This is a genomic window from Trujillonella humicola (assembly GCF_046233715.1).
GTDB lineage: Bacteria > Actinomycetota > Actinomycetes > Mycobacteriales > Geodermatophilaceae > Trujillonella > Trujillonella humicola.
Genome location: NZ_JBJNRJ010000067.1, coordinates 1 through 25684 on the forward strand (window position 1 = coordinate 1; position 25684 = coordinate 25684).

Sequence of the window (25684 nt, forward strand, 5' to 3'; positions counted from 1 at the left end):
GCAGGGGCGCCGTCTCACCTCAGTCCTCGCGGGACAAGCGACGCAAGCGCTCCCTGCCGGGATCCACCGTGCGAAGGGAAGGTAGAGCCATCAGCGACGCCTTCCTCCTGCCCGACCTCGCCGGCCGGGCCCTCGGCGGCGCCGTCGTCCTGGCCAACGACGAGTTCTTCGCCGCCAAGGAGAACCTGATCGTCCCCGGACCGGCGCAGGCCCGGGCCGAGTTCGGCCACCGGGGCAAGGAGTACGACGGCTGGGAGACCCGCCGTCGCCGCGAGCCAGGCAGCGACTGGGCGGTGGTGCGGCTGGGCGCGCCCGGAGTGGTCGGCGGTGTCGTGATCGACACGGCGTACTTCCTCGGCAACTACCCGCCGCGGGCCTCGGTCGAGGGCGCCGCGGTCGAGGGGTACCCGCCGGCCGCCGGGCTGGCCGCGGCCGACTGGTTCCCGCTGCTGCCGCTGTCGGAGCTGGACGGCGGCACCGCCAACGCCTTCCCGGTCGCCCCGGCGCCGCGGGTGACCCACGTGCGGCTGACCATCCACCCCGACGGCGGGGTGGCCCGGTTCCGGGTGCACGGCCGCGTCGTCCCCGACCCACGGCTGCTCGAGGCCGGCCCGTTCGACCTCGCCGCGCTGGAGAACGGCGGTCTGGTCACCGGGGTCAGCAACGCCTTCTACGGCACCCCGCACCAGCTGCTCGGCCGCGGCGTCGCCCGGTCGATGGGCGAGGGCTGGGAGACCGCCCGCCGCCGCGACGACGGCAACGACTGGGTCGACGTCGCCCTGGCCTGCGAGGGCCGGGTGACCCTCGCCGAGCTCGACACCTCGTACTTCCTCGGCAACGCCCCCGGCGCGGCCGCGCTGACCGGCCGCACGGCGGACGGCGGCGAGGTCGAGCTGCTGGCGCGCACGCCGCTGCAGCCCGACACCCGGCACCGGTTCGTGCTGCCCGGCGACGTCGGGGTGACCGGCGTGCGGCTGGACGTGTTCCCCGACGGCGGCATGGCCCGGCTGCGGCTGTGGGGCCGCCCGACCGACGCCGGCCGGGCCGCCCTGCAGCAGCGCTGGGCGGAGACCGCCCGCTGAGCGGGTCCGGCCTCGTCCAGGGGCGCGCCCCGGGCTAGCCAGGGGTCGGCGGGACGACGTCCGTGCAGATGTGCTCGGGGCGGACGGGGACGCGGGCCAGCGGGAGGCCGGTCGCGGCCCGGATCGCCGCGAGCACCGCCGGGCCGGAGGAGATGTTCGGCGCCTCCCCGACCCCGCGCAGGCCGTAGGGCGCGTGCGGGTCGGCGTACTCCAGCACCTCGATCCGCATCGGGGGCATGTCGAGGACGGTGGGGATCAGGTAGTCGGTGAACGACGGGTTCTGCACCCGCCCGTCCCGGACCAGGATCTCCTCCATCACGGCCAGCCCCAGCCCCTGCGCCGTCCCGCCCTGGATCTGGCCGATCACCGCGTCGGGGTTGATGGCCTTGCCGACGTCCTGGGTGCAGGCCATCTCCACGACCTTGACCAGGCCCAGCTCGACGTCGACGTCGACCACCGCCCGGTGGGCGGAGAACGCGTACTGCACGTGCGCGAAGCCCTGGCCGGTCTCCGGGTCGATCGGCCGGGTGGGCCGGTGCCGCCACTCCAGGGTCTCCTCGACCGCGTCGTCCCCGAGCAGCTGCGCCAGCGGCAGCTGCAGCCCCTCGGCCACCACGGCGCCGTCGAACAGCCGCAGCTCGCCGGCCGGCCGGCCGGTCAGCACCGCGGCACGCTCCAGCAGGCGGCCGCGCACCGCCTCGCAGGCGGCCTTGACCGCACCGCCGGTCACGTACGTCTGCCGGGACGCCGAGGTGGAGCCGGCGGAGCCGACGCCGGTGTCCTTCGGGTGGACGACGACCCGGTCGACGCCGAGCTCGGTGCGGGCGATCTGCTGCTCGACGGTCACCAGCCCCTGCCCCACCTCGGCCGCGGCGGTGTGCACGGTGACGACCGGCTCCCCACCGGCGACCTCGATCCGCACCCGGGCCGTCGAGTGGTCGTCGAACCCCTCGGAGAAGGCGACGTTCTTGTAGGCGACCGCGTAGCCGACGCCGCGGCGCACGCCCTCGCCGTGGGTGGTGTTCGAGACCCCGCCGGGCATGTGCCGCAGGTCGTCGGGGGCGGGGTCCGGCAGCGGCATCGCCTCCAGCCGGCGCAGCAGCTCGACCACCGGCGCCGGGCTGTCCACCACCTGGCCGTTGGGGGTGACCGACCCCTGCTCCATCGCGTTGCGGCAGCGCAGCTCGACCGGGTCCATGCCCAGCTCGGCGGCGAGCGCGTCCATCTGGGACTCGTAGGCGAACGCGGTCTGCACCGAGCCGAAGCCGCGCATGGCACCGCACGGCGGGTTGTTCGTGTACGCGCCGTAGCAGTCGACGTGCACGTTCGGGACGACGTAGGGCCCGATGCCCATCGTGCCGGCGTTGCCCACCACGGCGGGGGTGCTGGAGGCGTAGGCGCCGCCGTCGAGGTAGATCTCGGCCTTCACGTACACCAGCTGCCCGTCGCGGGTGGCGCCGTGCTCGTAGCGCATCGTCGCCGGGTGCCGGTGCACGTGCCCGAAGAACGACTCCTCGCGGTTGTAGGACATCTTCACCGGCCGGCCGGTGCGCATCGCGAGCAGGCAGGCGTGCACGTGCATGGACAGGTCCTCGCGGCCGCCGAAGGCACCGCCGACCCCGGCCAGCGTCAGCCGCACCCGCTCGGGCTCCAGCCCCAGCGCCGAGCAGATCTGCCGCTGGTCGACGTGCAGCCACTGGGTGGCCACGTACAGCTCGACGCCGCCGTCCTCGGCGGGCACGGCCAGCCCGGACTCCGGGCCGAGGAAGGCCTGGTCCTGCATGCCGACCTCGTACTCGCCGACCACCACGACGTCCGCGGTCGGGGTCGGGTCGCCCTTGCGGATCTTCAGGTGGCGGACGAGGTTGCCCTCCGGGTGCAGGTGGGCGCTCTCCCGGCTGAGCTCGGTGACCGGCGCGTCGGTCTCGTGCACCTGGTTCCAGCGGGGGTGCCCGAGCGCGGCGACGGCGTCGGTGACCGGCTCCCAGACCTCGTAGTCGACGACGATCCGGGCCGCCGCGCGGCGCGCGACCTCCGGGTGGTCGGCGGCGACGAGCGCCACCGGCTCGCCCTGGTAGCGGACGACGTCGAGCGCGAGCACCGGCTGGTCGGCCAGCTCCAGCCCGTAGACCTTGGAGCCGGGGACGTCGCCGGAGGTGAGGACGGCGTGCACGCCCGGGACGGCGAGCGCCGGGCCGACGTCGATCGAGCGGATGCGGGCGTAGGGGTGGGGGCTGCGCAGGGTGGCGCCCCAGAGCATGTCCTCCATCCACAGGTCGCTGCCGTAGGCGAACTCGCCGCGGACCTTCAGCGTGCCGTCGGGGCGCTGCGCGTTCTCGCCGACCCCGCCGCCGGCCGGTCCGGTGAGGGAGCCGGGGGCGCCGGTGGGGGTGCGGGCCGGGGCGCTCACCGGGACGCCATCCGCTCGGCGGCCAGGCGCACGGCGTCGAGGATCTTCTCGTAGCCGGTGCAGCGGCACAGGTTGCCGGCCAGGGCCTCGCGGATCTCCGCGTCGGCCGGGGGCCCGCCGCTCTCGGCCAGCGACCGGGTGACCAGCTCGTCGGTGGCGACGAGGAGTCCGGGGGTGCAGAAGCCGCACTGGACGGCGCCGGCGTCGAGGAAGGCCTGCTGGACCGGGTGCAGCCCGTCCTCGGTGGCCATCCCCTCCACCGTGCCGATCTCGCGGCCCTCGGCCTGGCCCGCGGCGACCAGGCAGGAGCACACCGGGACGCCGTCGAGGTAGACCGTGCAGGAGCCGCACTCGCCCTGCTCGCAGGCGTTCTTCGACCCGGGCAGGCCCATCCGCTCGCGGAGGACGTAGAGCAGGCTCTCGCCCGCCCAGACGTCGTCCACCTCCCGGGGGGTGCCGTTCACGGTGCAGGTCAGGCGCACGTCAGGCCTCCTTCGCGGTGCGGTACTCGGCCCAGGCCCAGGTCAGCGCCCGCCGCGCCATGACCGAGAGGGCGTGGACGCGGTAGGCGGCGGTGCCGCGGACGTCGTCGATGGGGGCGGCCGCCCCGGCGACCAGCTCCCCGAAGCGGGCCGCAGTGGCGGCGGGCAGCTCCGCCCGGGTCTCCCACAGCGCCGCCAGCTCCCCGGCCAGGAACTCCTCGGCGGCGACCGCGCGGCGCGGCGTCGGGGCGGCCGAGCCGATGCCGGTGCCGACGGCACCGCGGTCGGGGTGCAGCGCCAGCCCGAAGGCGGCGACGGCGATCACCATCGCGTTGCGGGTGCCGATCTTGCTGTACTGCTGCGGGCCGGACGCCGGGCGGACCAGCACCGCGGCGACGAGCTCGTCCGGGGTCAGCGCCGACCTCTTGACCCCGGTGAAGAAGTCGGCGACCGGGATGCGGCGGGTGCCCGAGACCGAGGCGACCTCGACCTCCGCGCCGGCGGCCAGCAGCGCCGGGTGCGCGTCGCCGGCGGGGGAGGCGGTGGCCAGGTTGCCGCCCACCGTGCCGCGGTTGCGGATCTGCGGCGAGCCGATCGTCCGCGCGGCCATCGCCAGCCCCGGCAGCCGGTCCCCGAGCTCGCCGATGACCCGGGCGTAGGGCACGCCGGCCCCGAGGCGGACGACGCCGTCCTCGGCGCCCCACTCCTGCAGCTCCCGCACCCGCGTCAGGTCGAGCAGCGCCGGGGGCCGCAGCCGGCCGAAGTTCACCGCGACCATCACGTCGGTGCCGCCGGCGATCGGCACGGCGTCGGGGTACGCCGCCCTCGCCTCCAGCGCCTCGGCCCAGGTGGTGGGCTGCAGGAACCGCATGCGTCCCCTTCCGTCCTCCGGGCGCCGCTGTCGGGGTCGTGGTGGCCCGGGGGCGGCCACGGTAGCCCCGGGGTGTCACGAGCAGGTTGCGCACCGGCGCGCGGCGACTCGCTGCCGTCACACGGGTCCGGGCAGGATCCCGCGCCATGGACACCGCCGACCTGCTGGTGCACGACGCCGAGCTGCTGGCCACCGTCGACGACGCGCGGCGCGAGATCGCCGGCGGCTGGGTGGCGGTGACCGGCGGGGTGGTGAGCGGCATCGGCGGTCCGGGCGACCCGCCACCGCCCGCCGTCCGCGCCGTCGACGCGCGCGGCTGCCTGGTCACCCCGGGGCTGGTCAACACCCACCACCACCTGTACCAGAACCTCACCCGCGCCTACGCCCCCGCGCTCACCGGTGGGCTGTTCGACTGGCTGGTGACGCTCTACCCGCGGTGGGCCGGCCTGGACGAGGAGGCCGCCTACGTGTCGGCCTACGTCGGGCTGACCGAGCTCGCGCTGGCCGGCTGCACGACGTCCACCGACCACCTGTACGTGCACCCGCGCGGCGGCGGGGACCTGATCTCCGCCGAGATCGCCGCGGCGCGCGACCTGGGCGTGCGGTCGCAGTTCACCCGCGGATCGATGTCGCTGTCGGTCAAGGACGGCGGGCTGCCGCCGGACTCCGTGGTGCAGGACGACGACGAGATCCTGGCCGACTCCGAGCGCCTGGTCGCCGCCCACCACGACCGCTCGCCGACCGCGCTGACCCGGATCGCGCTCGCGCCCTGCTCACCGTTCAGCGTGTCGACCTCGCTGATGACGCGCACGGCGGAGCTGGCCGAGGCCCTCGACGTCCGGCTGCACACCCACCTGTGCGAGACGCGGGACGAGGACGCCTTCTGCCTGGAGACCTTCGGCCGGCGGCCGGTCGAGTACCTGGCCGACGTCGGCTGGCTGTCCGACCGGGTGTGGCTCGCCCACGTGGTCTGGCCATCGGCGGAGGAGGTGGGCCGCCTGGGCGCGGCGGGGGTGGGGGCGGCGCACTGCCCGTCGTCCAACATGATCCTGGGCTCCGGCCTGGCCCCGGTCGCCGAGCTCCGGGCCGCGGGCGCCCCGGTGGGGCTGGGCGTGGACGGGTCGGCGTCGGCGGACGCGGCGTCGCTGTGGCTGGAGGCGCGCACGGCGATGCTGCAGGGCAAGCTGCGGCACGGTGCCGGCTCGTTCACCGCCCGCGACGCGCTGGAGCTCGCGACCCGTGGCGGCGCCGCCTGCCTCGGCCGCACCGGTGAGATCGGGCAGCTGTCGGTCGGCGCGTGCGGCGACCTGGTCGTGTGGCCGCTGTCGGGGGTCGCGTTCGCCGGGGCGCTGTCCGACCCGGTCGAGGCGTGGCTGCGCTGCGGGCCGGTGGCGGCGCGGCACACCGTCGTCGCGGGGCGGTTCGTCGTGGAGGACGGCGCCCCGGTCCACCCCGGTCTGGACGAGCAGCTCGCCGTCCACCGCCGCGTCTCGGCCCGCCTCCAGTCTCCGCGCTGACCTCGCCGAAGTGGCCACTTCGGCGGAACGGCCGCCCGAGTGGCCACTTCGGCGGAACGTCAGAGGGCGGCGGCGAGGGCGTGCAGGTCGTCGAGGGTCGCGTCGACGTGCGGGGAGACGCGCAGCACCGGGCCGGTCATCTCCTCCGGCGCCCGCTCGACGCCGATCGCCGTGGTGACGATGCCCTGGTCGTTCAGCAGCCGGGCGCGGGTGGCGACGACGTCCACGCCGTCCGGCGGGGCGAGCGTGGTGGTCGCCGTCGGCTCGCCGGCCGGCTCCACCACCCGCCAGCCGGCCGCGCCGTCGAGGACCTCCCGCCCGGCCCGGCCCAGGGCGGCCAGCCGCTCGCGCACCCGGGCGGGCCCGGCGGCGAGGTGCTCGCCCACCGCGAGGACCAGGCCCACCCGGCCGGCCACGTGCGCCTCGCCCGACTCGAAGGCCCGCATGGGCGGCAGGTCCGCCGGGGCCGACAGCACCGGGGTCAGCCGGCGGGCCAGCCCCGGCCGGACGCACAGGAAGCCGACGCCGCGCGGCCCGGCGAGCCACTTGCGGGAGGTGCCGTAGACGGCGTCGGCGCCCAGGTCGGTGTCGACCTGGCCCAGCGACTGGGCGGTGTCGAGCACCAGCGGCACCCCGGCCGCGCGGCACAGCGCCACGATCTCCCCGGCCGGCTGCACGACGCCGCGGTGGCTGGCCACGTGCGTGAGGTGCACCGCCGCCGGCGGGTCGCCGGCGAGCAGCCGCTCGACCTCCTCGGGCACGGCCCGGCCGGCGCCGTCGATCGGCAGCGGCACCGGCGTCACCCCGGCCGCCCGCAGCATGGCCGCGTTGGGGGCGTACTCCCCGGGGAGGACGGCGACCCGGCTGCCGGGCGCCAGTCGCCAGCCCGCCAGCAGCGTGGCCAGCGCGTGCTGAGCGGACTCCACGAACGCGAGGTCGGCCGCGGCCATCCCGACGAGACCGGCGAGCACCGAGCGGCCCTGCTGCAGGAGGTCCTGCGCGGCCGCCTCGGCGACGTACCCGCCCAGCTCGGCCTCGTGCCGGGCGTGGTGGGCGACGGCCTCCAGGACGCGGTTGCTCTGCCGGCTGCAGGCGGCGGTGTCCAGGTGCCGTCCGGCGGGGCGGGGCCGGGCGGCGCGCCAGGCGGCGGCGAGGTCCTCGTGCGGGAGGTCGGCGGTGCTCACCGGCCCACGCTAGGCGAGGCCGGCCCCGTGGTCCGTCAGGTGTCCAGCACGCCCCGGGCGATCGAGACGCCGGAGTGGGTGGGGTCGCCGTCCAGCTGCTCGACCGAGACGTCGACGATCGGGTACTGACCGATGTCGAGCCCGGGCGGCAGCGGGAGCTCCTCGGTGCCGGCGCGCACGACGCCGACCGAGACCATGCCCTCGACCGCCTCGTCGATCAGCCACACCTCGAGGTAGCCCTCGTCGGGGGCGGCCGCGTCCAGCTCCAGCCGCAGCACCCGCGTGCCGTCGGGCCGCTCGACGACCTCGGCAGCGCCGGAGGCCTCGTTCTCCCCGAGCGGGTCCAGCTTGGTCGCGGCGAGGGCGACCACGGCCGGGTCGTCGTCGTCCCCGCCGAGCGCGACGGCGCCGGCACCGATGCCGGCCCCGACGACGAGCGAGGCCGCGGCCGCCAGCAGCAGCCGGGAGCGGCGCGGGCGGAGCGGGACCACCTCGGCGTCCGGCTCGGGAGCCGGCCCGGCGGCGGCCGCCGGGCTCAGGTCCGGGTCGGCCTCCGTCCGCGGGACGGCGGTCACGCCGGTGCTTGCCGCGATCGCCGCCCAGACGTGCGCCGGCGGGGGCACCGGTGCGCCCGGTGCGGCGAGCTCGGGGACGGCGAGGGCCTCGACGCCGCGGCGCAGGCCCGCCACCTCGCCGGAGCAGGTGCTGCAGTCGGCCAGGTGGGCGGCATCGTCGGAGGGAAGGGGTTCGCCGAGGGCGGCCAGCGCCAGGTCCTCAGGCGTGCAGTGCTGCGGCACCGTCCACCTCCAACCGGTTGCGCAGGCGCTCCAGTGTGCGCCGGATGTGACTCTTGACGGTGCCCAGCGGCAGCCCGGTGCGGGTCGCGATCTGGGCGTGGGTGAGGTCCTCGAAGAAGGCGAGCTCGATGATGCCCCGCTGCGGCTGGTCGATGCGGTCGAGCTCGTCGAGCAGCAGCACGCGGTCGGCGACGGCGGTGTCCAGCGGCCGGGCGGTGGACGGACCGGGGCGCGCCTCGGCGTCGGCGGCGGCCGCCTCGGCGAGGCGGCGCTGACGGTCGCGCCGGGCCCACGTGTCGGCGATCTTGTGCCGGCACACCCCGACGAGCCACGCCGGCAGCGGGCCGGACTCCGGCCGGTACCCGGTGCGCCCGGTCCACGCCGAGACGAAGACCTGCTGGGTGACGTCCTCGGCGTCCGGGCCGGGGCCGAACGCCCGCACCGCCATGCCGTGCACCTGACCGGCCCAGCGCTCGTAGGCCAGGGCGAGCGCCTGCTCGTCGCCGGCGGCGAAGCGGCGGCCGACCTCGGCGTCGTCGGGCTCCGGGGCGGACCCCGGCAGCGGGACGACGTCGTTGGCCACGGAGGCGACAGTAGTTGGCCGTGCGCGGGAGGTGGGCGCGGTGGCTGCCACCGGACGCTCGAGCAGACCCGTCACGCCGTCCTCCTCCCGCCGCTCCGGTGCGTGTCCGGACCTGCTTCGCCGCGCGCCCCGGTGCCGGATGCAGAGGTGCCGGGTGCAGAGGTGCCGGGTGCAGAGGTGCCGGGTGCAGCGGTCACGGCGCGGGTTCGGCCACGACGACCACGTTGTCCCGGTAGCTGCGGTACTCGGGCAGGAACGGCCCGCCGCAGGTGACGACCACCAGCCGGGGCGGGCCGCCGCGGGCGAACAGCTGGTCGAGCGGGAGCTCCTGCTTGGTGATCACCTCGCGGGCCACCACCCGCCAGCTCGTGGCCGAGCCGGTCGCGTCGGTGACCAGCACCTGGTCGCCGACGTCGGCCTCCCGCAGCGGTGCCAGCGCCCCCAGACCCTGCTCCGCGTCGTCCACGTGCCCGGCCAGCACGGCCGAGCCCGGGGCGCCGGGAGCGGGACCGAAGCGGTACCAGCCGACGCGGGAGACGTCGGCGGGCAGCTCCATCTGGCCGTCGTCGGCGACGCCGACCGGGTCCAGCGGGGCGTCCACGCCGAGGCCGGGGACCGCGAGCCGCACCGGTGCCGGGGCGGCGGGCGCCTCGGTGGGGGCGGCGTCCCGGGCGGCCACGGGGGGCAGCCGCCCGGGGTCCGCCGGCGCCGGCGGCGGGGGTTCCGCCGGCGCCGACGGCGTGGACGCGGAGAGGACCTGCTCGACCGGTGCGCCCGCAGCCGCCGGTTCCCGGGTCAGCTGCCAGGTGACCGGCACGCCGATCGCCACGGCCAGACCCAGGGCCGCGCCGGCGGCTGCGCGTCGCATGGTCGGTCCCGCTCCGGTCCGGGTCCCGTCAGGCCCGCGAGCCGGCCAGCTTGCGGGCGCTCAGGCCGGCGGCCACGAGCCCGGCCAGGGAGAGGGCGGCCAGGGGGGCGGGGAAGCCGCCCTCGTCGGCCAGGCCCGCGCTGCCGCCGGGGACGCCGGAGGGCGCGGAGTGCGACCCGGAGATCGTCTGGACGGCGAGCTCGTAGCCGGCCTCCTCCGAGCCCCACGCGTAGACGATCGTGGTGGCGCCCTCGGTGAGGGTCAGGTCGGCGGGGCCGATGGCGACGGTGTCGGTGCCGGCCACGACGACGTCGGCGCTGATCGTGCCCGCCGGGACCTCGAGGGTGGCCTCGTTCGGGTTGGTCAGCCCGGGCGCGACCACCTGGCCGCCGGCCCGCACGTCCACGGCCGGGGCCGCGGCGGTGTGGCGGACGGTGACGCGCGCCTGGCCGGCCGGGACGGCCGAGGTGTCGTTGACGAACGGGGTCAGCGCCGGGGCGCCGTTCGCGTCGAGGTGGGCGACGACGGTGGCGTTGGCACCGGCGGGCACGGCCACGCCGTCGGCCGCGAGCAGCGGTTCGCCCGAGCCGTCGGGGGCGTCGGCGGGGAAGAGCGCCAGGTCGTAGCTGCCGGCGGGCAGCTGCAGCGGGTCGGTCAGGGTGCCGGGCTGGAAGTCGTCGATCAGCCGCTCGCCGTTGGCGTAGACGTCGACGGGGGTGTCGGGCACGCCGTGCAGCACCGAGACGGTGGCGGTGCCCTCGTCGGCGCCCGCGGGGGTGGCGCCGAGGACGAGCGCGACGCCGACGGCGCCGGCGGCACCGAGGGCGAGGCCGGTCGAGCGGGTCCGGGTCATGGGACGGTCCTTCCGGTAGGGGGTGACTGCCTTGTCACCGCCTCTTCCGGGCAGGTCGCCGTCCTGGATGCAGCACCTCGTTCCCCGCCGAAATGGCCATTCCGGCGGAAGGGTCGGGCGCGACCGGATCGCCGAAGTGGCCACTTCGGCGATCAGGGGTCGGCGGTGGCGTCAGGAGGGGACGGAGAGGGAGACGCCGAAGTCGCCGTCCGGGTCGGTCCACCAGTGGGTGAGGCGCAGGCCGGCCGCGGCGAGCTCCGCCGCGACGCCCTCGGGCCGGAACTTGGCCGAGACCTCGGTGCGCATCTCCTCGCCCGCGGCGAAGGCCACCTGCAGGCCGAGCGCCGGCACCGCGACGACCTGGTCGATCACCGAGCGCAGCCGCATCTCGATCCACTCGGCCGCGGCGTCCCAGCGGGCGACGTGCTCGAACGCCGCCGGGTCGAAGCCGGCGCCCAGCTCGCGGTTGAGGACGGCGAGCACGTTGCGGTTGAACTCGGCGGTGACCCCGGCGGCGTCGTCGTAGGCGGGGACGAGCCGGGCCGGGTCCTTGACCAGGTCGGTACCCAGCAGGAAGGAGTCGCCGGGGGAGAGCGTGCCGGCCAGCTCGGCGAGGAAGGCCGCGCGCGGCCCCGGCTCGAGGTTGCCGATCGTCGAGCCGAGGAAGGCCACGAGCCGCCGGCCCTCGCGCGGCAGCCGGGCGAGGTGGGCGGTGAAGTCGCCGACCACCGCGTCGACGGCGACGCCCGGGTACTCCGCGGTGATCGCCGTACCGGCCGCCGCCAGCACCGAGGGGTCCACGTCGAAGGGCACGAAGCGGCGCAGGGTGCCGGCGTCGTGCAGCGCGGACAGCAGCAGCCGGGTCTTCTCCGACGTCCCGCTGCCCAGCTCGACGAGCACGTCGGCCCCGGACGCGGCCGCGATCTCGCCGGCCCGCGCGGCGAGCACCGCCCGCTCGGCGCGGGTGGGGTAGTACTCGGGCAGCCGGGTGATCTCGTCGAACAGCTCGCTGCCGCGCTCGTCGTAGAACCACCGCGGCGGCAGCGACTTCGGCGTCGACGTCAGTCCTGCCAGGGCGTCGGCGCGCAGGGCCTCGCGCGCGGCCCCGGGGGCCAGGTGGCTGGTCAGCGAGACGGTCATGCGGCTCCGATCGGGGTGAGGGTGAGGCCGTCGGGCGTGACCTCGACCAGGTGGCGGTCGGGGAGGTCGCGCCAGGCCGGGTCGTCGTCCCACGGCTCGCTGGCCAGTGCGGTGCCCTCGCCGGTGACCAGCACCGACAGGGTGTCGCCCCAGGTGGTCGCCAGCAGGCGGGTGCCGTCGGCGGCGAGCAGGTTGAGCCGGGCGGACGGGTCGGCCGCGCCCACCTCGGCCACCGTGGCGGCCAGGGCGTCCAGGCCGCGGTCGAACGCGAGTGCGGCCAGCAGCGCGCTGTCGACGGTGGACTCCGCGTCGCGCACCGGCGGCAGCACGGCCCGGTCCACCCGGCCGTTGTGCGACAGCAGCGCGCGGCCGTCGGTGAACGGCGCCGCCGCGCTCTCCTCCAGCGGCATCCCCACCGTGGCCGAGCGGACGGCGGCCACGACGCAGCCCGACCGCAGCACCGGCGCGACCGACGCGAAGGAGGGGTCGCCCCACAGCGGCCGGGCCGACCGCCACCGTGCCGGCTCCGGCCGGTCCGGCACGAAGAAGCCCACCCCCCAGCCGTCGGCGTTGACCGTCCCGTACCGCTGCCGGCGGGGGGCGTAGGACTGCACGAGCAGGGACGACGGCTGGTCCAGGACCAGCGAGGCGAGCGTGCGCGGGCGGCCCAGCCAGCCCAGGTGGCGGCACATCAGGCCGACCAGGCCAGCCGGATGCCGCTGAAGACCTGCCGGCGGATCGGGTGGTCCCAGTTGCGGAAGCTCGGCCGCAGGATCGACGCGCCGACCGCCCAGGAGCCGCCGCGGAGCACCTTGTAGTCGCCGCCGAAGAAGGGCGCGGAGTAGTCGGCGTAGAGCATCGGCCGGAACCCCGGCCACGCGGTGAAGGGCGACGACGTCCACTCCCACACGTCGCCCATCAGCTGCTCCACCCCGTACGCCGACGCCCCGGCCGGGTACGCGCCGGCCGGGGCCGGGCGCAGCGAGAGCCCGTCCAGGTTGGCCAGCGCCGCGGTCGGCTCGGTGTCGCCCCACGGGAACCGGCGGCGCCGGCCCAGGGCCGGGTCCCAGGCCGCCGCCTTCTCCCACTCGGCCTCGGTGGGCAGCCGCGCGCCGGCCCAGGCGGCGTAGGCCTCGGCCTCGAAGTACGTGACGTGCTGGACCGGTTCGTCCGGCGGCAGCTCCTCGACGACGCCGAACCGGGTGCGGGTGCCCTCGGGCCGCCAGTACATCGGCGCGGTGAGGCCGGCCTCGTCGCGGTGCGCCCGGCCCCGCCCGGACCACCACCGGTCGTCGCGGTAGCCGCCGTCGGCCACGAACGCGGCGTACTCGGCGTTGGTCACCGGCACCCGGCCGATGCGGAAGGCGGGGACGTCGACCACGTGCGCCGGCCGCTCGTTGTCCAGGCTGAACGGCTCGTCGGCGGCGTCGACGCCGAGCACGAACTCGCCACCGGGCACGAGCACCGACGTGCCCGCGACCCCGGCCCGGCCGGGCGGCAGCGGCGCCCCGGTGCCGAGCAGCGGCGGGCCGCCGCGCAGGGCGAGGGCCTGCAGCATCGTCTCGTCGTGCTGCTGCTCGTGGCTGACGACCATCGCGACGGGGAACGGGTCGTCGTCGGCACCGAGCCGGTCCACCCGGTCCAGCACCCGGTCCCGCACCTGCCGGCAGAAGGCCCGCGCCTCCACCGGGGGGAGCAGCGGCAGCCGGGACCGGACGGCGCGCGGCTGGGTGAAGGCGTCGTACAGCGCCTCGACGTCGGGCGGCAGCAGCCCGGGCCGGGCCGCGTCGCCGCCGCGCAGCAGCCACAGGTCCTCCTGCTGGCCGATGTGCGCGAGGTCCCACACCAGCGGCGAGAGCAGCGGCGTGTGCTGGCGCAGCAGCTCGGGCTCGTCGTGGTCGGTGAGCCGCAGCGTGCGCTCGCGGGCCGCGGTCAGGTCGCGGGCCAGCAGCTCGCGGGCAGGCAGGTCGTGCGCGGGGCTCATCGCAGGCCCTCCCCGGTCCCGGCCAGGAGCGCGGCGGCCGGCCCACCGGTGTGCAGCGCGTCGAGCACCTCGCCGCCCGGGTCGCCGCCGCGCTCGACGAGCTCGGCCAGGGCCTCGACCTCCGCCCGCAGGGCGGCCGGGGCGGCGTCGATCGCGGCGGCCAGGCAGGCGCGGGCGGCGGCGTGGAGGGCGGGGTCGGCCAGCCCCTCGCGGGCGGCGCGGTCCCAGGCGCCGGCGGTGGGGCCGGTGGCCTCGGCCGCCCGGCCGGCGGCCACCGGGTCGTCCAGCAGCACGGTGGTCACCGCGGCCAGAGCGGGCCACCACGGTTCGGGGGCGGCGTCGAGGTAGCGGATCTCCAGCCAGCCCCGCGGCCGGACCGGCGGGAACAGCGTGGTCAGGTGGTAGTCGAGGTCGGCGGCCGAGGGCCGGCGGTCGCCGAGGGGCACCTCGCCGGTCACCCAGTCGGCGAACGCCACCCGCCCGCGCACCGGCTCCGCGCCGTCGCCGTCCCGGACCAGCATCACCGGCGCCGCCAGGGCGTAGGCGGCCCACTCGCCGGCCGGGTCGTCGCCGCGCAGCAGCGGGCCGCACCGGGCCTGGTCGAGGGCGCCCCACACCTGCTGCCGGGTCGACCGCCAGCCGGTGCGGCGACCGCCGGCCAGCGGTGAGCACGCGGACACGGCCACCAGCACGGGTCCGAGCTGGTGGGCCAGGGCCACCCGGTCGCCCCAGCCGGCGGCGGGCCCGGCCTCGAGGTTGACCTGCAGCGAGGCGGTCGAGGTCATCATCGCCGTCCCCGGGCCGGCGCAGCCGACGGCGGCGAAGTGCCGCTCCATGGCGGCGTAGCGGCCGGCCGGGTTCACCCGCTGCGGCGGGCGCAGCGGATCGTGCCCGACCGGGACGGCGACCAGCCGGTCGGCGGCCAGGGCGGCGGTCAGCACCGCCCGGTCGGCCCGCAGCGCGGCGACCGCGGCGGACACGCCGGGCAGCGGCGGGCCGGAGAGCTCCACCTGCCCGCCGGGCTCGCAGGTGAGCCGGCTGCCACCGGGCAGCGGCGGGACCGAGGCCACCGCGGCGCAGACGCGGCCCCACGGCACGCGGGCGGCCGGCCGGTCGCGGTCGACGAGGTGCGCCTCGAGCTCCAGGCCGACGGTGCCGGGCGGCCCGTCGTGCAGCGCCGCCGCGGCGACGGCGGCGAACGCGGTGTCGAGGTCCAGCACGCTGCTGCACCGGTCGGTCACGGGGGCCACGCGGCCCACCCCCTCCAGGTCCGGACCGGTCGCCGGGGCGACCGCGGGTCGGTGCGGGGGCGGCCTCTCCTCCGGCCGTCCTCGACTCCATCCTCCACGCGGTCACCGACAGGACAAGCCCCGCCGGCGATCGCTCTGCCGGGTGTTCGTACGACGATGGCCGCATGGATTCCCCCGACCGGCTCGGCGGCCCGCGGCCGCGCGACGCCCTGGGCCGCCCGCTGCCGCGCGGGGCGGCAGGGGTGGAGCGGATGCCCGAGGGGGTCGCGCGCACCCCGCACGAGGCGCTCGCCGAGGCGCAGCGGCTGCTCGACGCCGGCCTCCCCTTCCACGCCCACGAGGTGCTGGAGGACGCCTGGAAGGCCACCTCCGGTGCGGAGCGGGAGCTGTGGCGCGGCCTGGCGCAGCTCGCCGTCGGCGTCACGCACGCCGCCCGCGGCAACCCGCGGGGCGCGGCCACGCTGCTGGAGCGGGCGGCGCGGAACCTGTCGCCGTTCGCGGCCGACCCACCGCACGGCGTGGACGTCGCCGGGCTGATCGCCTGGGCCGGGAGCGCGGCCGAGGACGCGCGGGCGGGCGGCGGGGCGTGTGGTCCCGTGCCGCGACTGGGTAGCCGGGGGGCCTGACCCACCGGCGGAGGGACGGGCGTGCGGGACACCACACGGGCAACGGCGGTCGTCGTCGCGGCGGTCGCGCAGATCGTGGGCAGCCCCCTGGGCACCGCGCTCGCCGGGCGCAGCGTCGGGGAGGTGAGCGACGACCTGCGCTCCCCGCTCACCCCGGCCGGCTACGCGTTCGCCATCTGGGGCGTGATCTTCGCCGGCGCCCTCGCGTGGGCGGTGTACCAGGCCCTGCCGGCCCAGCGCACGCGGGCGGTGCACCGGCGGACCGGCTGGCCGCTGGCGGCGGCGTTCGCCGGGAACGCGCTGTGGGAGGTGCTGTTCCCGCTGGTGGGCGAGTCGCAGCCGCTGCTGCCCGTGGCCCTGCTGTTCGCGATCGTGGCCGCGACCGCGGTGGCGTGGGCGCACCTGCAGGCGCTGCCCGTCGAGGGCCTGTCCCGGGTGCTGCCCGCCGCGGTGACCGGGCTCCTGCTCGGCTGGGTCACCGTGGCCGCGGCGGTCAACGTGGCGACGGCGGGGGTGGCCCTGGGCGCGGCGCCGTCCGGAGCCGCGGCGCGGTGGTGGGCCGTCGCGGCGCTGGTCGCGGTCGCCGGGGTCGCCTCGGCGCTCGTGCTCACCGCCCGGGCCGCCGCGGGCCCCTTCGCCCTGGCCGTGGTCTGGGGACTGCTGGCCGTCGCGGTGGACGGCCCGCCGGCCCTGGTCGCGGGGACGGCGCTGGCCGCTGCCTCGGCGGTCGCCGTCGCGCTCGTCGCCCGCGCCGTCGTCCGGCCCGACCGCGGCACGCTGCTGGTCGGGTGAGCCCGGGGGTGACCCGTCGGTGAGCCCGGTCACGGTGGGACCATCGCAGGCGCCATGAGCACAGATCCCGCACCTGCCGCCGGCGACCCCACCGACGTCGCGGAGCCCGCCGCCCCGCCGGTCCGCGGGCCGGTCACGTCCGCGTCCTACTCCGTCACCGTGCGGCTGCGCGCCGACGTCGACCCGGCCAGCATCGGCCGGATCGCCACCGCGGTGGGCCTCGCGGGCGGGGCGGTCACCGCCATCGACGTCGTCGAGTCCCGGTCGGACCACCTCACCGTCGACGTCACCTGCTCGGCCGCCGACGCCGCGCACTCGCAGGAGATGGTCGACGCGATGGGGGCGCTCCCGGGCGTCGAGGTGCGCAAGGTCAGCGACCGGACCTTCCTGCTGCACCTGGGCGGCAAGCTCGAGGTCGCGTCGAAGGTGCCGCTGAAGACCCGCGACGACCTCTCGATGGCCTACACCCCCGGCGTGGCGCGGGTCTGCCTGGCGCTGGCCGACCACCCCGAGGACGTCCGCCGCCTGACGATCAAGGGCAACACGGTCGCCGTCGTCACCGACGGGTCGGCGGTGCTGGGGCTCGGCGACATCGGCCCCGGTGCCGCGCTGCCGGTGATGGAGGGCAAGGCGGTCCTGTTCAAGCGGTTCGCCGACATCGACGCCTGGCCGATCTGCCTGGACACCCAGGACGTCGACGAGATCGTGCGCACCGTGGAGCTGCTCGCGCCCGGCTTCGGCGGCATCAACCTCGAGGACATCGCCGCCCCCCGCTGCTTCGAGATCGAGAAGCGGCTGCGCGAGCGGCTGGACATCCCGGTGTTCCACGACGACCAGCACGGGACGGCGATCTGCGCGCTCGCCGCGCTCACCAACGCGCTGCGCGTGGTGGACAAGCGGCTGCCCGACGTCCGGATCGTCGTCGCCGGCGGCGGTGCGGCCGGGACGGCGATCGTGAACCTCCTGCTGGCCGCCGGCGCCGCGCGCGTGCTCGTGTGGGACCGCGAGGGGATCCTCAGCCCCGACGACGAGCGGCTCACCCCGGCCAAGCACGACCTCGCGCGGCGCACCAACTCCGGCTGCGTGCGCGGCGAGCTGCCCGACGCGCTGGACGGCGCCGACGTGTTCATCGGGGTGAGCGCCGGCAACGTGCTCGACGTGGCGGACCTCGCCCGGATGGCCGACCGCGCCGTCGTCTTCCCCATGGCCAACCCGACCCCCGAGGTCGACCCGGTGCGCGCCCGGCAGCACGCCGCCGTCGTGGCCTCGGGGCGGTCGGACCTGCCGAACCAGATCAACAACGTGCTGGCCTTCCCGGGGGTCTTCCGCGGGCTGCTCGACGCCCGGGCCACCGAGATCGACACCCCGATGCTGCTGGCGGCCGCGGAGGCGCTCGCGGCGATCGTGAGCGACGAGGAGCTCAACGCCAACTACATCATCCCGAGCGTCTTCGACCCGGCGGTCACCACGGTCGTCGCCGAGGCGGTGGCGGCAGCCGCCCGGGCCACCGGCGCCGTGGTCGAGCTGCCCGGCCGCCCCGGCCTGTCGGACTGACGCCGGCGGCCGCCGGACCCACTCTGCGGGCACGTTCCGTGCGGTGCGGGCGCGATCCCGCCCGCACCGTGGGGAAACCGCCCGCAACGTCACCCGCTCGGGGGCGTCGGTCCGCCGAAGTGGCCATTTCGGCGGCGAGAGGGCGCCGGGACCGCGCCCGGCGTGGATCATGGCCGGGTGCCCGAGTTGCCCGAGGTGGAGGCGCTGGCGGGGTTCCTGCGGGAGAACGCCGTCGGCAGGGTCCTGACGCGCGCCGACCTGGCCGCCGTCCAGGCCATCAAGACGTTCGACCCGCCGCTGCCGGCGCTGGCCGGCCTGGAGGTCACCGGCGCGTCCCGGCACGGGAAGTTCCTCGACCTCGACGTCTCCGGGCTGCACCTCGTCGTCCACCTGGCGCGGGCGGGCTGGCTGCACTGGCGGGAGAACCTGCCCGCCGCGCCGCCGAAGCCGGGCAAGGGACCGCTGGCCCTGCGGGTCCACCTGGATGACGGCAACGGCTTCGACCTCACCGAGCAGGGCACCCGCAAGGGGCTGGCGGTGTACGTCGTCCGCTCGCCGGCGGAGGTGCCGGGCATCGACCGGCTCGGACCCGACGCGCTGGCGGTCGACCGGGAGCAGTTCGCCGCGTTGCTGGCCGGCCGCAGCGGCCAGCTCAAGGGCGCGCTCACCGACCAGACGCTGATCGCCGGGATCGGCAACGCCTACTCCGACGAGATCCTGCACGCCGCGCGCCTGTCGCCGTTCAAGATGGCCGACAAGCTGACCGACGACGAGGTGATCCGGCTCTACGACGCGATGCGGACCGAGCTGGCCGACGCCCTGGCCCGCCAGCTCGGTCAGAAGGCGGCGACGATGAAGGGCGAGAAGCGGTCGGGGCTGCAGGTGCACGCCCGCACCGGGCTGCCGTGCCCGGTCTGCGGCGACACCGTGCGCGAGGTCAGCTTCGCCGACACCTCGCTGCAGTACTGCCCGACCTGCCAGACCGGCGGAAAGCCGCTCGCCGACCGCCGCATGTCCAAGCTCCTGCGCTGAGTGGAGGGGGGGGGCGGCGGGTCCCCACACCCCACCCCCCACCCCCGCCCCCCCCCCCCCCCCCCACCCCCCCCCGCGCCGGCGCCCCGCCCCCCCCCCCCCCCCCCCCCCCCCCCCCCACTCCGGTCAGGCGAGGAGCTCGCGGGTGACGGCGGACTGCTCGGTCAGCACGCCGCCGATCACCTGCTGGGTCTCGTTGATGCTCTCCACCAGCGTGCTGATCGCCGCCAGCGCGGTGACCACGCGGTCGACCTGCTGCTGGATGGCGGTCACCTTGCCGTCGACGTCGGTGGTCGCCCGGGCGGTCTCGGTCGCGAGCTCCTTGACCTCGTTGGCGACGACGGCGAAGCCGCGCCCGGCCTCCCCGGCGCGGGCGGCCTCGATGGTCGCGTTGAGCGCGAGCAGGTTGGTCTGGTCGGCGATCCCGCGGATCACCTTGACCACCTTGCCGATGTCCTCGCTGGACACGCCGAGACCGGCCACCTCCTCGTTCGCCTGGGCGGTCAGCCGCTGGCCGTCGGCGGCCACGGTCGTCGCCGAGAGGACGTTGCGCTCCACCTCGGTGATCGACTCCAGCAGCTGCCGGCCGGCCTCGGTGAGGCGCTCGGTGGCGGCGAGGCGTTCCATCGTCTGCCCGAGCAGGAACGCCGCGCTGCGCAGGGCGGCCGCCCGGCCGGGCGCGAGCACGAGGGTGCGCGTGGCGAAGAAGTCCATCGTCCCCACGACCCGCCCGTCGACGAGGATCGGCAGGCAGACGCCGCTCCTGACGCCTGCCCGCCGCGCCGCGGGGGCGCGGACGCAGTCGGTCATCTCCGCGAGGTCCTCGACGAAGAAGAGGTCGCGGGTCTTCCAGGCGCGGCCGGACAGACCCACGCCCTCCCGGAAGGACGCCGTCAGCGTCACCTCGCGGAACTCCCGGCCGGCGCTGCCGGACTCGAGCACGAAGTGCAGCGCGCCGTCGGCGGGGTCGACCGCCCAGTAGGAGCCGTAGTCCCAGTGGAAGCCGTCGCGGATGGTGGCCAGGGCGCGGGTCATCGCCTCCTCCCGGGACGTCGCGGAGGTCATCTCCCGCAAGAGGTCGGCGACGGCCTGGGTGTCCTCGGCGGCCCTGGCCTGCCGGACGGCGGCACCCATCCGCTCGAGGGCCTGGCCCACCAGGACGCCGACGGCGCGCAGCGTGTGCAGGCGGGCCGGCGACAGCTCCAGCGTCTCGGTGGTGAAGAAGTCCATCGTCCCGGTGACCACGCCCTCCTCGGTCAGCGGGATGCAGACCCCGCTGCGGACGCCGGCGTGCTGGGCGGCGGGGGCGCGGACGCAGTCGGTCAGCTGCCCCAGGTCGGCGACGGCGACCAGGTCGCGCCGGCGCCAGGCGCGGCCGGCCAGCCCGACGCCCTCCCGGAAGGTGGCCGCGCGGGTCACCTCCCGGAACTCGGGGCCGGCGTCGCCGGACTCCCGGACGAACCGCAGCACCCTCTCGGCCGGGTCGACGCGCCAGTAGGAGCCGTAGGCCCAGCCGAACCGGGTGCGGACGAGGTCGAGGGCGGTGCCCACCGCTCCCTCGAGGGTGGAGCTGTCTCGGAGGGCGGTCACGATCTCGGTGACGGCCTCGACGTCGGCCCGGGCCTCGATGACGGACGGGTGCTCGGAGACGGCGGGACGGCGGGCGAACGGCATGGCGAGGCTCTCCTGTGAGGCTCGGAGCCGGATCGCTGCTGACCCGGCACCGGGAGCTTCGTCCCTGCCTGCGCCGGGGTTGAGCCCGAAACGGTCTTTTTTGGTGTCGCCAACGAATTGGACGCAACGGAACTGGAACGGATCCGTCCGTCCGGTCAGCCCGACGCGCGCCGGCCGCTCAGCCACGCCCCTGCCCGGGCCACGACGCTCGAGGTCACCCCGGCGTCGTCCCCGCCGCCGCGCTCGTCGGCCCGCGAGCCGACCGCCGTCCACCAGTCGGCCGTCGCCGGCGCCGCGAGCGCGTCGACCCGCTCCCCGGGCCGCGGCACGGCGACCTGGACCCCCGAGCGCTCGGCCGCGCTGCGCAGCCGCTGCACCGGCTCGGCCCAGCGGTGGAAGCCGAGGTTGAACGTGGCCCAGTGCACCGGCACGAGCAGGCCGCCGCCCAGGTCCCCGTGCGCCCGCACCGCCTCCTCGGGCGTCATGTGCACGGGCTTCCACGCGTCGTTGTAGGCGCCCACCGGGAGCAGGGTGAGATCGAAGGGGCCCAGGCGCGCGCCGATGGCGGCGAAGGCCGGGGTGTAGCCGGTGTCGCCGCCGAAGAACACCCGGTGCTGCGGGCCCGCGATCGCCCAGGAGGACCACAGCGTGGTGTCGCGGGTGAGGAACCGGCCGGAGAAGTGCCGCGCCTCGGTGCAGGTGAGGGTGAGCCCGGCGACCTGCACCGCACCGTCCCAGTCCAGCTCCACCACCCGGTCCTCGGGCACGCCCCAGCGGCGCAGGTGCGCCCCGATGCCGAGCGGGACGACGAACGGGGCGCGCTGCTGCCGCACCAGTTCCCGGACGGTCGGCAGGTCGAGGTGGTCGTAGTGGTCGTGGCTGATCAGGACGGCGTCGACCGGGGGCAGCTCCTCGAGCGGGGTGGGCGCCGGGTGCAGGCGCTCGGGACCCACGAGGGGGGACGGCGACACGCGCCGCCCCCACACCGGGTCGACCAGCACCCGGTGGCCGTCGACCTCCAGCAGCGCGCTGGAGTGGCCGAACCAGGTGACCGCCAGCTCGGCGGCCTCGGCCGGGAGCGGCGTGGGGGCCAGGGGTACCGGCCGGGCGGGGACGCCCTTGAGCCGGTCCTCCCGCAGCTGGCGCAGCAGCAGCCGGCGCTCCTCCGGACCGGGGACCGAGGAGGTGGCCAGCGTGTTGCGGAACCGCCCCTCGGAGAAGTGCGGCGAGCCCGCGACGTGCGGCCGCAGCACCCGGCGGCTCGCGCCGAGGGCCGTGGGCAGGCCCCAGGCCGCACGGGCGACCCAGGCCGCGGGTCCGGCGAGGAGAGCGGCGGTGACCAGGCGGCGCGTCGGAGGCACGTCCCGAGCATCCCAGCCCGGGCGGCCCGCCGTCGGGCACGCTGGGCGGGTGCCGACCGACGACGACGAGCCGGGCGGGGACCCCGCCTGCTGGCTGCACCGGGTCTGCCCGGCGTGCGGCCGGCCGGCCGAGGAGGAGCCCCGCCCCGACCGCTGCCCCGCGTGCGGAGAGCTCTTCCCGGAGGAGTGACGGCCGGCGGGATGCACGCGGCGGCGAGTGCGCGCCGCGAATCGGTCCCAGCGGGTGCCGATCGGCAGCGCCGTCCCTACAGCGACCCCGGTCACATCCTCTCCGACTGGAGGCCCGTGGTGGAACCACCCGAGGAACGCCGGATGCTCACCCCCGAGGAGTACCGCGAGGCGCAGGACTCGCCGGAGTTCACCGAGCTCCGGCGCCGCTTCCGCCGCTTCGCGTTCCCGATGACGGTCGCCTTCTTCTCCTGGTACCTGCTCTACGTCCTGCTCTCCACCTACGCCGACGACCTCATGTCCCGGCAGCTGTTCGGCAACGTGAACCTCGGCATCGTCCTCGGCCTCGCGCAGTTCGCGACCACGTTCCTCATCACCCAGCTCTACGTGCGCCACGCCGGGCGCAACACCGACCCGATCGCCGACGAGATGCGCGAGCGGCTCGAGCACCACGAGTACGCGCGGGGCACCCGCGGCGATGCGGCGGAAGGGGCCACCCGTGGCTGACCGCGCCGGCCTCGCGGTCACGGCCGCCGACTCGACCATCGGCGAGCCCGCGGTCAACATCGCCATCTTCGGTGCGTTCGTGCTGGTGACCCTGGTGATCACCTTCCGGGCCAGCCGGAACAACAAGACCGCCGCGGACTACTACGCCGCGGGGCGCAACATCAGCGGCACGCAGAACGGCCTGGCGATCGCGGGCGACTACCTGTCCGCGGCGTCGTTCCTCGGCATCGCCGGCGCCATCGCGCTCTACGGCTACGACGGCTTCCTGTACTCGATCGGCTTCCTCGTCGGCTGGCTGGTCGCGCTGCTGCTGGTCGCGGAGCTGCTGCGCAACACCGCTCGGTTCACCATGGCCGACGTCCTCGCCTTCCGGATGCGGCAGCGCCCCGTGCGCATGGCCGCGGCCCTCTCCACGCTGGCGGTCTGCCTCTTCTACCTGATCGCGCAGATGAGCGGCGCCGGCGGCCTGGTCACCCTGCTGCTGGGTGTCGAGGGCGAGGCGGCGCAGGCGCTCGTGGTCATCCTGGTCGGCGCGCTGATGATCATCTACGTGCTCGTGGGGGGCATGCGCGGCACCACGTACGTGCAGATCATCAAGGCGTCGCTGCTCATCGCGGGCGCGCTGGTGATGACCCTGTGGGTGCTGACCGAGGTCGGGTTCAACCTGTCGACCCTGCTGGGGGACGCGCAGCAGACGTCGGACTCGGTGGGCACGGGGATCGACGTGCTGGGGCCCGGCGCCCAGTACGGCGCGTCGGCCACGAGCCAGCTCGACTTCGTCTCGCTCGGCCTGGCGCTGGTGCTGGGGACGGCCGGCCTGCCGCACGTCCTCATGCGCTTCTACACGGTGCCGACGGCGAAGGACGCCCGCCGCTCGGTCGTGTGGGCCATCTGGCTGATCGGGATCTTCTACCTGTTCAGCCTGGTCATCGGCTACGGCGCCGGAGCACTGGTCGGGCCCGAGGCGATCGCCGCGGCGCCCGGGGCGGTCAACTCGGCGGCGCCGCTGCTCGCCTTCGAGCTCGGCGGCACCGTGCTGCTGGGCATCATCGCCGGCGTCGCGTTCGCCACCATCCTCGCCGTCGTCGCCGGTCTGACCATCACCGCCTCGGCGTCCTTCGCGCACGACGTCTACGCGTCGGTCATCAAGAAGGGGAACGTGCCGCCCAACGGCGAGGTCCGGGTCGCCCGCGTCACCGCGGTCGTGATCGGCGCCGTCTCGATCGGGCTCGGCATCCTGGCGCTGCAGGCCGGGCTGAACATCGCCTTCCTGGTGGCGCTGGCCTTCGCCGTCGCCGCCTCGGCGAACCTGCCGACGATCCTCTACACGCTGTTCTGGAAGCGGTTCACCACCCAGGGCGCGCTGTGGTCGATCTACGGCGGGCTGGTCTCCTGCGTCGGGCTGATCGTGTTCTCGCCGGTGGTGTCGGGTGACCCCGGTGCGCTCTTCCCCGGTGTGGACTTCGCCTGGTTCCCGCTCAAGAACCCCGGGATCGTCTCCATCCCGCTGTCGTTCCTGCTGGGCTGGCTGGGCACCGTCGTCTCCACCGAGCGGCCCGACGTCGACAAGTACGCCGAGCTGGAGGTGCGGGCCCTGACCGGCATCGGGGCGGAGAAGGCCGTGCAGCACTGAGGAAGGACCCCCTCGCCCCCCACCGCTCGCCAGCTCGCGGCGGGCCCCTGCGAGGGGGCCAGGGCCGGCGCGGGCCCCTGGAGGGTGGCCGACGGCGGGACCCTGCGAGGGGGCCGGCGGCCGGCGGCCGGCGGCCGGTCGATCGGACCGGCCGCCGGCGCGGCGGCGGCGCGCGGTGCCCGGCGGTCAGGCGCTCACTTGAGCATGTCCTTCATCTTCTGCAGCGTGGACTGACCGGGCTGCTGCGGCGTCGGGAACAGCCGCGGGTCGCCGGGCGGCAGGATCGGCGCGTCGGCCGTGGCCTCGATCGGGCGGGCGGCGAACTCGGCGCGGCCGTCGATCGACGGGCCCGACGCCCAGCGGCCGCTCGCCGCGTCGGGACCGTCGGAGGCGTCCAGGAACGTGTACCCCAGGTCGCCGACCTCCTCCTCGATCGGGAAGGCCTCGGGCACCGGGATGCCCTCCAGGCCGTCGTCCTTGAGCTCCTCGATGGCGGCCAGCCACTGCTGCTGGTGGTAGTGGTCGCGGGTGATGAGGAACCGCAGCATGTCCTTGACCCCGGGGTCGTCGGTCATGTTGTAGAGCCGGGCGACCTGCAACCGGCCCTGCATCTCGGCGGTCACGTTGTAGTGGAAGTCGGCCATGAGGTTGCCGCTGGCGGTCACGTAGGCGCCGGTCCACGGGTTGCCCATGCTGTCCATGTAGGAGGCGCCCGCGCCGTTGACGATCGCGTGCTGCGGGTTGTGCTGGCCGTAGCCGGCCGCGGCCTCCTTGCTGCGGTCCGCGGCGTCGGGCTTGAGCGGGATGTGGTCCAGCAGCCGGTCGATCATCGTCACGATCATCTCGACGTGTGCCAGCTCCTCGGTGCCGATGGACAGGAGCAGGTCCTTGTACTTGCCGGGCAGGCGGCAGTTCCAGCCCTGCAGCAGGTACTGCGTGGCCACGGTCATCTCGCCCCACTGGCCGCCGAGGACCTCCTGCATCTTGCGCGCGAAGTCCGGGTCGGGGCCGTCGGGCTTGGCCTCGTACTGCAGGGCGTGGGTGTGCGTGAACATGGCGTTCCCCTCAGTCGTCGCGACCACCGCCGGTGCGGTGACACCGGGGATCTGCCCGCGCCGGGTGGCCCGCCCGTGCCGTCCGCTGGCCCCCGGGTGCCAACTGTCGACCGCGGAGGGGATCCGTGGGCGTGACGCCCATGTCGAGTCCCATGAGATGTGTCAGGGATGAAGTCTCATGACATCTGTCGCTTGATCATCACCGTGCCGATGAGGTGTGGTGGGAAGACGAGCGGCGAT

24 protein-coding genes are annotated in these 25684 nt (G+C 76.1%); 9 read left to right on the forward strand and 15 right to left on the reverse strand.

What is annotated here, in order from left to right; translation table 11 throughout:
* Positions 1-68 precede the first annotated feature (68 nt).
* The gene (gene alc / locus ACK586_RS22565) at positions 69-1082 is read left to right on the forward strand and encodes an allantoicase (protein ID WP_409332762.1); all 1014 of its coding nucleotides are present in this window, start codon (positions 69-71) and stop codon (positions 1080-1082) included.
* Positions 1083-1116: 34 nt separating this feature from the next.
* On the opposite strand, the gene pucD is transcribed toward alc, so the two are convergent.
* Genes pucD through ACK586_RS22580 form a run of 3 tightly spaced genes read right to left on the reverse strand, consistent with a single transcriptional unit; the run spans position 1117 to position 4845 of the window.
* The gene (gene pucD / locus ACK586_RS22570; RefSeq protein WP_409332763.1) at positions 1117-3492 is read right to left on the reverse strand and encodes a xanthine dehydrogenase subunit D; all 2376 of its coding nucleotides are present in this window, start codon (positions 3490-3492) and stop codon (positions 1117-1119) included.
* Positions 3489-3974 (reverse strand): (2Fe-2S)-binding protein, encoded by a 486-nt coding sequence (locus tag ACK586_RS22575; RefSeq protein WP_409332764.1) that lies wholly within the window; start codon positions 3972-3974, stop codon positions 3489-3491. The genes pucD and ACK586_RS22575 overlap by 4 nt, the downstream gene beginning before the upstream one ends.
* 1 nt (position 3975) lies before the next feature.
* Positions 3976-4845, reverse strand: a complete 870-nt coding sequence (locus tag ACK586_RS22580; RefSeq protein WP_409332765.1) for an FAD binding domain-containing protein — start codon at positions 4843-4845, stop codon at positions 3976-3978.
* A gap of 146 nt (positions 4846-4991) precedes the next feature.
* On the opposite strand from ACK586_RS22580, the gene ACK586_RS22585 reads away from it, so the two are divergent.
* Complete coding sequence (locus ACK586_RS22585; protein WP_409332766.1) at positions 4992-6362, forward strand: 8-oxoguanine deaminase; 1371 nt, start codon at positions 4992-4994, stop codon at positions 6360-6362.
* Positions 6363-6421: 59 nt separating this feature from the next.
* Here ACK586_RS22585 and egtE read toward each other — a convergent pair whose 3' ends face one another.
* The 9 genes from egtE to egtA all read right to left on the reverse strand — a co-directional run bounded on the left by egtE (position 6422) and on the right by egtA (position 15021).
* Positions 6422-7546: an ergothioneine biosynthesis PLP-dependent enzyme EgtE gene (egtE, locus tag ACK586_RS22590; protein WP_409332767.1), complete on the reverse strand. Its 1125-nt coding sequence runs from the start codon at positions 7544-7546 to the stop codon at positions 6422-6424.
* A 35-nt stretch (positions 7547-7581) separates the two neighbouring features.
* Positions 7582-8343, reverse strand: a complete 762-nt coding sequence (locus ACK586_RS22595; protein ID WP_409332768.1) for an anti-sigma factor — start codon at positions 8341-8343, stop codon at positions 7582-7584.
* Positions 8321-8926 carry an RNA polymerase sigma factor gene (locus ACK586_RS22600; protein ID WP_409332769.1) on the reverse strand — a complete coding sequence of 202 codons (606 nt, stop codon included), beginning with the start codon at positions 8924-8926 and terminating at the stop codon, positions 8321-8323. Before ACK586_RS22600 ends, ACK586_RS22595 begins: the two co-directional genes overlap by 23 nt.
* A gap of 193 nt (positions 8927-9119) precedes the next feature.
* Complete coding sequence (locus ACK586_RS22605; RefSeq protein ID WP_409332770.1) at positions 9120-9794, reverse strand: class F sortase; 675 nt, start codon at positions 9792-9794, stop codon at positions 9120-9122.
* A 28-nt stretch (positions 9795-9822) separates the two neighbouring features.
* Positions 9823-10647, reverse strand: a complete 825-nt coding sequence (locus ACK586_RS22610; RefSeq protein ID WP_409332771.1) for a DUF4397 domain-containing protein — start codon at positions 10645-10647, stop codon at positions 9823-9825.
* Between the two features lie 171 nt (positions 10648-10818).
* Entirely contained in the window at positions 10819-11787 is a 969-nt protein-coding gene (egtD, locus tag ACK586_RS22615; RefSeq protein WP_409332772.1) for an L-histidine N(alpha)-methyltransferase, read from the reverse strand.
* Positions 11784-12479: an ergothioneine biosynthesis protein EgtC gene (gene egtC / locus ACK586_RS22620; protein ID WP_409332773.1), complete on the reverse strand. Its 696-nt coding sequence runs from the start codon at positions 12477-12479 to the stop codon at positions 11784-11786. Before egtC ends, egtD begins: the two co-directional genes overlap by 4 nt.
* Positions 12479-13771 (reverse strand): ergothioneine biosynthesis protein EgtB, encoded by a 1293-nt coding sequence (gene egtB / locus ACK586_RS22625; protein WP_409332774.1) that lies wholly within the window; start codon positions 13769-13771, stop codon positions 12479-12481. Before egtB ends, egtC begins: the two co-directional genes overlap by 1 nt.
* Positions 13768-15021: an ergothioneine biosynthesis glutamate--cysteine ligase EgtA gene (egtA, locus tag ACK586_RS22630; RefSeq protein ID WP_409332775.1), complete on the reverse strand. Its 1254-nt coding sequence runs from the start codon at positions 15019-15021 to the stop codon at positions 13768-13770. Before egtA ends, egtB begins: the two co-directional genes overlap by 4 nt.
* Positions 15022-15185: 164 nt before the next feature.
* Between egtA and ACK586_RS22635 the strand changes: the two genes are divergently transcribed.
* The 4 genes from ACK586_RS22635 to ACK586_RS22650 all read left to right on the forward strand — a co-directional run bounded on the left by ACK586_RS22635 (position 15186) and on the right by ACK586_RS22650 (position 19025).
* Positions 15186-15647 (forward strand): DUF309 domain-containing protein, encoded by a 462-nt coding sequence (locus ACK586_RS22635; RefSeq protein ID WP_409332776.1) that lies wholly within the window; start codon positions 15186-15188, stop codon positions 15645-15647.
* A gap of 21 nt (positions 15648-15668) precedes the next feature.
* Complete coding sequence (locus tag ACK586_RS22640; protein ID WP_409332777.1) at positions 15669-16439, forward strand: hypothetical protein; 771 nt, start codon at positions 15669-15671, stop codon at positions 16437-16439.
* A 54-nt stretch (positions 16440-16493) separates the two neighbouring features.
* Positions 16494-17993: an NAD-dependent malic enzyme gene (locus tag ACK586_RS22645; protein WP_409332778.1), complete on the forward strand. Its 1500-nt coding sequence runs from the start codon at positions 16494-16496 to the stop codon at positions 17991-17993.
* A gap of 177 nt (positions 17994-18170) precedes the next feature.
* Complete coding sequence (locus tag ACK586_RS22650) at positions 18171-19025, forward strand: Fpg/Nei family DNA glycosylase (RefSeq protein ID WP_409332779.1); 855 nt, start codon at positions 18171-18173, stop codon at positions 19023-19025.
* Positions 19026-19151: 126 nt separating this feature from the next.
* Here the strand turns inward: ACK586_RS22650 and ACK586_RS22655 are convergent, their stop codons facing one another.
* Both ACK586_RS22655 and ACK586_RS22660 read right to left on the reverse strand, forming a co-directional pair.
* The gene (locus tag ACK586_RS22655; protein WP_409332780.1) at positions 19152-20699 is read right to left on the reverse strand and encodes a GAF domain-containing protein; all 1548 of its coding nucleotides are present in this window, start codon (positions 20697-20699) and stop codon (positions 19152-19154) included.
* A 155-nt stretch (positions 20700-20854) separates the two neighbouring features.
* Positions 20855-22060, reverse strand: coding sequence for an MBL fold metallo-hydrolase (locus tag ACK586_RS22660; protein WP_409332781.1), 1206 nt, complete (start codon positions 22058-22060; stop codon positions 20855-20857).
* Between the two features lie 49 nt (positions 22061-22109).
* Between ACK586_RS22660 and ACK586_RS22665 the strand changes: the two genes are divergently transcribed.
* The 3 genes from ACK586_RS22665 to ACK586_RS22675 all read left to right on the forward strand — a co-directional run bounded on the left by ACK586_RS22665 (position 22110) and on the right by ACK586_RS22675 (position 24389).
* Complete coding sequence (locus tag ACK586_RS22665; protein WP_409332782.1) at positions 22110-22250, forward strand: hypothetical protein; 141 nt, start codon at positions 22110-22112, stop codon at positions 22248-22250.
* 119 nt (positions 22251-22369) lie between these two features.
* A complete protein-coding gene (locus ACK586_RS22670) occupies positions 22370-22756 on the forward strand; it encodes a DUF485 domain-containing protein (protein ID WP_409332783.1) in 387 nt (128 codons plus the stop codon).
* Entirely contained in the window at positions 22749-24389 is a 1641-nt protein-coding gene (locus ACK586_RS22675) for a solute symporter family protein (protein WP_409332784.1), read from the forward strand. The genes ACK586_RS22670 and ACK586_RS22675 overlap by 8 nt, the downstream gene beginning before the upstream one ends.
* A 194-nt stretch (positions 24390-24583) precedes the next feature.
* Here the strand turns inward: ACK586_RS22675 and ACK586_RS22680 are convergent, their stop codons facing one another.
* The gene (locus ACK586_RS22680; RefSeq protein ID WP_409332785.1) at positions 24584-25444 is read right to left on the reverse strand and encodes a manganese catalase; all 861 of its coding nucleotides are present in this window, start codon (positions 25442-25444) and stop codon (positions 24584-24586) included.
* Between the last annotated feature and the right edge of the window lie 240 nt (positions 25445-25684).

Coding starts and splice junctions, on each gene's coding strand:
- ACK586_RS22580 (WP_409332765.1), bottom strand. CDS start 4,845: ATGCGGTTCCTGCAGCCCACCACCTGGGCCGAGGCGCTGGAGGCGAGG.
- ACK586_RS22585 (WP_409332766.1), top strand. CDS start 4,992: ATGGACACCGCCGACCTGCTGGTGCACGACGCCGAGCTGCTGGCCACC.
- ACK586_RS22605 (WP_409332770.1), bottom strand. CDS start 9,794: ATGCGACGCGCAGCCGCCGGCGCGGCCCTGGGTCTGGCCGTGGCGATC.
- ACK586_RS22610 (WP_409332771.1), bottom strand. CDS start 10,647: ATGACCCGGACCCGCTCGACCGGCCTCGCCCTCGGTGCCGCCGGCGCC.
- egtD (WP_409332772.1), bottom strand. CDS start 11,787: ATGACCGTCTCGCTGACCAGCCACCTGGCCCCCGGGGCCGCGCGCGAG.
- egtC (WP_409332773.1), bottom strand. CDS start 12,479: ATGTGCCGCCACCTGGGCTGGCTGGGCCGCCCGCGCACGCTCGCCTCG.
- egtB (WP_409332774.1), bottom strand. CDS start 13,771: ATGAGCCCCGCGCACGACCTGCCTGCCCGCGAGCTGCTGGCCCGCGAC.
- ACK586_RS22635 (WP_409332776.1), top strand. CDS start 15,186: ATGGATTCCCCCGACCGGCTCGGCGGCCCGCGGCCGCGCGACGCCCTG.
- ACK586_RS22645 (WP_409332778.1), top strand. CDS start 16,494: ATGAGCACAGATCCCGCACCTGCCGCCGGCGACCCCACCGACGTCGCG.
- ACK586_RS22655 (WP_409332780.1), bottom strand. CDS start 20,699: ATGCCGTTCGCCCGCCGTCCCGCCGTCTCCGAGCACCCGTCCGTCATC.
- ACK586_RS22680 (WP_409332785.1), bottom strand. CDS start 25,444: ATGTTCACGCACACCCACGCCCTGCAGTACGAGGCCAAGCCCGACGGC.